The 7,079-nt window shown below is 74.8% G+C and carries 6 protein-coding genes; all 6 read right to left on the minus strand.

From position 1 onward, the window contains the following. Positions 1 to 12: 12 nt before the first annotated feature. Positions 13 to 2,769, minus strand: a complete 2,757-nt coding sequence (locus ACFWAR_RS20135; RefSeq protein ID WP_385778948.1) for an ATP-binding protein — start codon at positions 2,767 to 2,769, stop codon at positions 13 to 15. A gap of 101 nt (positions 2,770 to 2,870) precedes the next feature. Next, entirely contained in the window at positions 2,871 to 3,275 is a 405-nt protein-coding gene (locus tag ACFWAR_RS20140; protein ID WP_354384528.1) for an ACT domain-containing protein, read from the minus strand. Between the two features lie 109 nt (positions 3,276 to 3,384). Beyond that, positions 3,385 to 3,612: a DUF397 domain-containing protein gene (locus tag ACFWAR_RS20145; RefSeq protein WP_385778964.1), complete on the minus strand. Its 228-nt coding sequence runs from the start codon at positions 3,610 to 3,612 to the stop codon at positions 3,385 to 3,387. A gap of 144 nt (positions 3,613 to 3,756) precedes the next feature. Continuing rightward, positions 3,757 to 4,932 carry a thiolase domain-containing protein gene (locus ACFWAR_RS20150; protein ID WP_385778950.1) on the minus strand — a complete coding sequence of 392 codons (1,176 nt, stop codon included), beginning with the start codon at positions 4,930 to 4,932 and terminating at the stop codon, positions 3,757 to 3,759. After that, complete coding sequence (locus ACFWAR_RS20155) at positions 4,929 to 5,993, minus strand: thiolase domain-containing protein (protein WP_385778952.1); 1,065 nt, start codon at positions 5,991 to 5,993, stop codon at positions 4,929 to 4,931. The genes ACFWAR_RS20150 and ACFWAR_RS20155 overlap by 4 nt, the downstream gene beginning before the upstream one ends. Next, positions 5,993 to 6,961: a Zn-ribbon domain-containing OB-fold protein gene (locus ACFWAR_RS20160; protein ID WP_385778954.1), complete on the minus strand. Its 969-nt coding sequence runs from the start codon at positions 6,959 to 6,961 to the stop codon at positions 5,993 to 5,995. The genes ACFWAR_RS20155 and ACFWAR_RS20160 overlap by 1 nt, the downstream gene beginning before the upstream one ends. Between the last annotated feature and the right edge of the window lie 118 nt (positions 6,962 to 7,079).

The following is a 7,079-nucleotide window of genomic DNA, read 5'->3' on the forward strand; positions in this document are numbered from 1 at the left end:
GGTGGAGCCTGCCTACGAGCCGGACCGCGCCGTGACCGGGGCGCGCCCGGCGGTGGCGAGGGCCGCCTCGGCGGCGGCCGCCACGCCGTCGGCCCCGCAGGACAGCGCCACCGCGGCCGCGCGCTCCAGCAGGGCCGGGTCCCGCCGGGCCACCCCCAGGTCCAGGAGCGAGCGGCACAGCTCGTACCCGGCCGGAGAGGCGCCGAGCAGGGCCACCGACTCCTCCAGCAGTTCCACCCGCCGGGAGCTCGGCCCCACCCGCGCCGCCACCCGCAGGGCCTGGCCGACGGCCGAGGGCGCCCCGAAGACCCGGGCCCGCCGGAGCGCGTCGGCGGCCAGTGCGCGGGCGCGGGCCGGTTCCCGCGGCGCCACGGCCAGGGCGAGGTGCAGCTGCCAGGGACACCAGGCCGGGTTCTGGATGCCGCGTGGGGTCAGCCGCCGGTCCACCGCCTCCAACTCGGCGATCGCCGCCGCCGTGTTGCCCCGGGCCAGCAGCAGTTCCGCGTACACGGTCTGGGAGTCGGGGAAGACCACGGCCGCCGGGAACGGCTCCGCGAACTCGTGTGCCCGGGCCAGGTCCCAGGCCTCCTCGGCGCGGTCGCGGGCCAGCAGGGTCTCGACCAGGATGGCGATGGCGTACCAGTGCACGGGGGTGCGGCGGCCCACCCGCTCGGCGAGCCGCAGCCCGGCCCGGGCCAGCTCCTCGGCCTCGACCAGGCGTCCGGAGCGGAAGCGGATGTAGGCGCGCAGGCTGTAGGCGAAGGACAGGTGTGCCCCGCGCCAGCCCTGGCGTTCGAATTCGGCGGTGCCCGCCTCGAAGAGCTCCTCGGCGCGCTCGGGCCGGTCGGCGTACATGTGGGCCATCGCGGCCAGCACCGGGACCTCGAAGCCGCGGTCCTCGTGGGCCCAGCTGAAGCCGTCGGCCAGAGCGCGCCCGGCGTGGTGCAGGACCACGTCCACGGGCTCGCCGCGCAGGGTCGCGTCCCAGGCGCGCAGCCCGATCACGTAGCGCTCGGTGAGGTCACGGCCGGTGAGCCGGTCGGCGAGGCGGGCGAGGCGGCGCGAGCGCGCCGGGGAGTCGGGTTCGGCGGCGTTGAAGGCCCCCCACATGAACTGCTCGGACTGGAGCCGCAGCCGGCCCCGGACGTCGGGGGTGTGCGGGATCTCCCGGGCCAGCGCGTCGCAGGCCTCGGCGAGCCGGTCGCTGTGCGCGAGCACCTGGGCGAGCCGGATCACGATGCCCTGGCGCAGCGCCGGGTCCTCGACGGGTTCGTCGAGGGCGGCGCGCAGGTGGTTCACGGTGTTGGCGGGTTCGGTGAGCAGCGAGGCGCAGCCCAGTTCGTACAGGACGGCGGCCCGCTCGTCGAAGTCCGGGGGTTCGCGCAGGGCGCGGGCGAGCTGGCGGCGGGCGGCCTCGGGCGCTCCGGCCCGCAGGTTCTCGCGGGCGGCCTCGCGCAGCGTGCGCACCACCCAGGGGTCGTTCTCGGGGTGGGCCTCCAGGAGGTGGCGGGCGGCCGCGGAGGCGCCCAGGCCGCCGTCGACGACGGCCACCGCGGCCTGACCGTGCAGGGCCACCCGCAGGCCGTCGGGGATGGCCCGGTAGATCGCGGTGGCGATCAGCGGGTGGACGAATTCGAGACCGTCGTCGGGCTCCGGACCCCCGTCGGCTCCGCCGCCCTCCTGCTCGGCCGCGGCGCAGAGGATGCGGGCGCCGCGCAGCCGCTCGGTGGCGTCGACGGCCTCTTCGGTGCCGAGCCCGGCCACCCGGGCGGCCAGGTCGCGCGGGATGGCCGTGCCGAGTACGGCGCAGGCCCAGGCGAAGCGGACGGTGGAGGGTCCCAGTCGTTCCAGGCGGGCCACCAGGCCGCTGCCGCGCTGGGCGGCGGCGAGGTCGCGCAGCAGCGGGGCGCTGGATTCGACCGGGTCGAGGCCGCGGTCGTGGACCTTGGCGCTCAGCTCGACGGCCTCGAAGGGGTTGCCCGCGGTGACCTCCCAGGCCTCCCGGCAGAAGGCGTCGTCGGCGTGGTCGCCGACCTCGTCGCGCAGGAGCCGGCCGACGGCGGCCGCGGTGAGCGGGGCGAGGGTGAGCGGGCGCCGGCCCGCCCGGCCGGGCAGGGTGCGGAACGCCTCGGCGTGGACGGGCAGTTCGTCGGGGCGGTAGGCGACGACGAGGAGCAGCGGGAGCTGCTCGGCGCGGGGCGCGAAGGCGGCGAGCCAGCCGAGCGACTCGGGGTCCGCCCAGTGGGCGTCGTCGAGGACCAGGACCACCGGGGCGCGCTGGACAGCGAGGTGGGTGAGCACCCAGTCGAGGCCGTCGCGCAGCCCCTGCGGGTCGGGGGGCGCGCCCTCCTCGGGGGCGCAGAGCCCGAGGGCGGGGCCGACGATGGCGTACCAGCTGCCGAGGGCGGCGCGCAGTTCGGCTTCGGAGCGGCCGGCCAGCTGGGGCTGGATCAGTTGGCGGGCGACGTGGAAGGGCTGGCCCTGTTCCCGTTCGCCGCCGCGTGCGGCCAGCAGGGTGCAGGCGCGGGCGCGGGCCCGCCGGCGCACCTCGGCCAGCAGCGTGGTCTTGCCCAGTCCCGCGGGACCGGAGAAGGCGAGGAGCGCGCCGCCGCTCGCCCCGGGGCCCGAGGCGGCCCCGGCTCCGGGGGCCGCTGCGGTACCGCTGCCGGGCCGGGCTCCGGCCAGCTGGTCCAACGCCTCGTCCACGAGGGTCAGTTCGACATCGCGTTCGAACAATACGCGCCGTATGCGGGTCCGGCGTTCCGTCATGACTGGTACCCCCCAGACCTGTTCGGGGGATCAGCGTACGCCCGTGTGAGCTCGAAGGAAGCCCGCGGTTCGGGAAAGATCGAAATCTTTTCCGTACGGCGTTATTCAGCCGATTCGGCGGCCAGCGCCTCCAGTACCGCGACCGCCTCCGCGGCCCGCTCGACGGCCACGAAGAGGTGGTCGTGGTGGTACCCGGCGATCACGTTGCAGCTGAGGCCGTGCGCGGCGAGGGCCGCGGCGAAGGCTCCGGTCAGGCCGACGGCGTCGAGGGCCGAGTGGACGCGCAGGGTGATCCACCCGGCGACGTAGTCGTACGCCAGTGCGGCCGCGTCCGCCTCCTCCTGGCGCAGCACCAGGGTCAGGCCCTCGGACTCCAGCACGGTGGCCACCGGGGTGACGCCGGCCGGGGCCGCCGGTCCGGGGACGGTGCAGAAGACGTACCGCCCCTCGTTCAGCTCGGGGCGCATGCCGCTCAGCAGTTTCCTCAGGTCGCTCTCTCCGCTCATGCCCGCACTCTACCTTTGCTCCCGCTATGACCGGTTCGGCGGCCCTGGCGGAGGAGCGCGGGGGGCCACCGGGGCGGCGGCACGCGCCCCGGTGGTGCGCCGTCCGTGGCTACGTCAGGTCGAACTCGCCGCCGCGCGCGTTCAGCACGAACTTGCGCCACTCATCCGGCGCGAAGATCAGCGAGGGGCTCTCGGGGCGCCCGCTGTTGCGCATCGCGATGAAGCCCTCGACGAAGGCGATCTGGACGTCACCGGCTCCCCGGCTGCTCGACTGCCAGTCCGCCCCGCTGAGATCGAGTTCCGGCTTGTCCCAGCCGGCGTAGGGCTTCGAAGTCATGCTCTCGGCCACGTGCGTGCTCCTCCCGGTACGTCGTCCGGGGGCAAGGTTAACCACCACCGGCCGTGCCGGACAGGCCGCGGTGCGTCACCGCGCGGCCCGTCCGGCTCCGCTGTCCGGAAACCGATTTCCGCTCCGGGCACCTCAGTTGGCCGGTTCCTCCGCTCCCACCAGCCACATCGCGAAGAACTGCGCACCGCCGCCGTAGGCGTGCCCGACCGCCCGCCGCGCCCCGTCCACCTGGTGTTCTCCGGCCTGTCCCCGCACCTGGAGGGCGGCCTCCGCGAAACGGATCATGCCGGAGGCGCCGATGGGGTTGGTCGACAGGACACCGCCCGACGGGTTCACCGGGAGGTCGCCGTCGATCTCGGTGACCCCGGCCTCGGTCAGCTTCCAGCCCTCGCCCTCGTCGGCGAAGCCGAGGTTCTCCAGCCACATCGGCTCGTACCAGGAGAAGGGCACGTACATCTCCACCGCGTCGATCTCCCGGCGCGGATCGGTGATGCCCGCCTGCCGGTAGACGTCGGCCGCGCAGTCCTTGCCCGCCTGGGGCGAGACGAAGTCCTTGCCCGCGAAGAGCGTCGGCTCGCTGCGCATCGCCCCGCCGTGCACCCAGGCCGGCGGCTTCGGCGAACGGGCCGCGCCCTCGCGGTCGGTGAGGATCATCGCGCAGGCGCCGTCCGAGGAGGGGCAGGTCTCGGAGTAGCGGATCGGGTCCCACAGCATCGGGGACGCCTGGACCTTCTCCAGGGTGATGTCGTGCTCGTGCAGGTGCGCGTAGGGGTTCTTGAGCGCGTTGCGCCGGTCCTTGTACGCGACGAGCGAGCCGACCGTGTCGGGCGCGCCGGTGCGCCGCATGTAGGCGCGTACGTGCGGGGCGAAGAAGCCGCCCGCGCCCGCCAGCAGCGGCTGTTGGAAGGGAACCGGGAGGGAGAGCCCCCACATGGCGTTGGACTCGGACTGCTTCTCGAAGGCGAGGGTCAGCACGGTGCGGTGGACCCGGGCCGCGACCAGGTTCGCCGCGACCAGCGCCGTCGAGCCGCCCACCGATCCCGCCGTGTGCACGCGCAGCATCGGCTTGCCGACCGCTCCCAGGGCGTCCGCCAGGTACAGCTCCGGCATCATCACGCCCTCGAAGAAGTCGGGGGCCTTGCCGATGACGACGGCGTCGATGTCCGCCCAGGTCAGACCGGCGTCGGCCAGGGCGCGGACGGCCGCCTCGCGGACCAGTCCGGCGATGGAGACGTCGTGGCGGGCGGCCACGTGCTTGGTCTGGCCGATGCCGACGACGGCGACCGGCTCCTTGCCCGTTGCGCTCATGCTCGGTCCCCTTCCAGGACGGCGACCAGGTTCTGCTGGAGGCAGGGGCCGGAGGTGGCGTGGGCGACGGCCCGGTCGCAGGCGCCGCGGTGGATCCGGGCGGCGGCCTCGCCGATCCGGATGAGTCCGGCCGCCATCATCGGGTTGGCCGCGAGCGCCCCGCCGGAGGGGTTGACGCGCACGTCGTCGCCGAGCCCCAGGGCCTTGCGCAGCACCACCTCCTGCGAGGTGAAGGGCGCGTGCAGCTCCGCCGTGTCGACGGGCGCGTCGAAGAAGCCCGCGTGCTCGGCCGCGATGCGGGTCGAGGGGGAATCGGTGAGGTCGCGCAGGCCCGGGCTGTGCGCCTCGATGCGGTGGTCGATGCCGGTGATCCAGGCCGGGCGGGCGCACAGGGCGCGCGCCGTGTCACCGGCCGCGAGGATCACCGCGGCCGCGCCGTCGCCGATGGGCGGGCAGTCGCCCGTGCGCAGCGGCCTGACCTCGTAGTCGCCCTGCGGTACGGCGCCGGCGAGCTGGGCGTGCGGGTTGTCGGCGGCGGCCGCCCGGCTGCGGGCGGCGATGGCGGCCAGCGCCGCCTCGTCGGTCTCGCCCGCGTCGATCAGCGCCTGCGCCTGGAGGGCGGCCAGGGCCACCGAGTCGGGCCAGAGGGGGGCGAGGTAGTACGGGTCGAGCTGGCGGGTCAGTACGTCGCGCACGGATCCCGGCGAGGACTTCCCGTAGGAGTAGACGAGGGCGGTGTCGGCCTCGCCGGTGCGGATCTTCACCCAGGCCTCGTAGAGCGCCCAGGCGCCGTCCATCTCGACGTGCGACTCGGAGATCGGCGGCCAGGCGCCGACGCCGTCGAGGGTCATGGTGAACGAGAAGGCCCGGCCCGCGAGGTAGTCGCTGGATCCGGAGCAGGTGAAGCCGATCTCCCCGGCCTTCAGCCCGGTCTGGGCGAGGACCTGGTGGAGGACCGGCATGACCATCTCGACTTCGCTCAGCTCGTCGGTGCGGCGCAGGTGGTCGCTCTGCGCGAAGGCGACGACCGCGACGTCGCGGGACGCGCGTGCGTGGGCCATCAGATCAGCTCCTTGTACACGTCGTAGTCGGCGTCGGGCTCGCCGGTGGGCCGGTAGTGGTCGGGGTGGCCGGCGCCCTCGGTCCAGACCGGCTCCACGCGCAGGCCCATCCGGACCTGGTCGTAGGGGATGCCGCCGATCCGGCCGTGGAGGGCGAGCCCGGCGCCGTCGAGCGCGATGTGCGCGTAGACGTACGGGACCTCGATGTCGAGGTTGCGGGCCTTGATGTTGACGATGCAGTAGGTGGTGACGGTGCCCGCCGGGCCGACCTCGACCCGGTCGGTGGTCGCGACGCCGCAGGTGGGGCACGCGCCGCGCGGCGGGACGTACACCTTGTGGCAGGAGGGGCAGCGCTCGCCGACGGTGCGGCGCTCGCCGAGGGCGTTGATGTACGCGGTCTGGGCGCGGCCGGGGCTGTAGACGTAGTCGAGGCGGGCCTCGGCGACGATGCCGGTGACGGCGTCCTCGAAGACGCCGTCGTGCGGCCGTCCCCCGGGGGCGGCGTCCGGCGCCGCGTCGTCGTACGGCTCGAAGCAGGCGATGTCGGTGATGGCACCGGTGCGCTCCGCGGCCCACCGGACGCGGACCCGCATCCCGCTGTGGACGGCCTCGGGGCCGGACGCGTCGAGCACGTGCAGCAGGGCGGTGTCGGCGCCGTCGAGCCGGACGAGCACCCAGGCGAAGGGCGTGTCGAGCGGCTGCTGGGGGCGGGGGGCGGCGTTCCAGGCCCAGGTGGTGACGGTCCCGGTGGCGCCGACCTCGACCAGGTCGCGGATCTCCTCGGCGGTGACCGGGTCGTACTCGACGGGCGGCACCATCACCCGGCCGTCGGTGGTCCTCACCCCGAGCACGACGCCCTCGCGCAGCCCGGTGAGGAAGGCGCTCTGGACGGGCCCGAGGGAGCGGGTGAAGGGGAACTCGACGACGAGGGGCGCGCTCAGCACTTCCGGTGTGGGGGCGGCTGTCATGGGGTGCTCTCCGATTCTCCGGGTCCGGTCCCCTGCGGGGGCTGGGCGGGTTGGGGGCCCTCCGGGGGCGCCTCGAACGCCGGCGGGGCTGGGGAAAACCCTGTCTCTTATACACATC

Origin of the sequence: Streptomyces sp. NPDC059917, from assembly GCF_042730635.1 — a bacterium.
Lineage (GTDB): Bacteria > Actinomycetota > Actinomycetes > Streptomycetales > Streptomycetaceae > Streptomyces.

Coding starts and splice junctions, on each gene's coding strand:
- ACFWAR_RS20160 (WP_385778954.1), bottom strand. CDS start 6,961: ATGACAGCCGCCCCCACACCGGAAGTGCTGAGCGCGCCCCTCGTCGTC.
- ACFWAR_RS20150 (WP_385778950.1), bottom strand. CDS start 4,932: ATGAGCGCAACGGGCAAGGAGCCGGTCGCCGTCGTCGGCATCGGCCAG.
- ACFWAR_RS20135 (WP_385778948.1), bottom strand. CDS start 2,769: ATGACGGAACGCCGGACCCGCATACGGCGCGTATTGTTCGAACGCGAT.
- ACFWAR_RS20140 (WP_354384528.1), bottom strand. CDS start 3,275: ATGAGCGGAGAGAGCGACCTGAGGAAACTGCTGAGCGGCATGCGCCCC.
- ACFWAR_RS20145 (WP_385778964.1), bottom strand. CDS start 3,612: ATGACTTCGAAGCCCTACGCCGGCTGGGACAAGCCGGAACTCGATCTC.
- ACFWAR_RS20155 (WP_385778952.1), bottom strand. CDS start 5,993: ATGGCCCACGCACGCGCGTCCCGCGACGTCGCGGTCGTCGCCTTCGCG.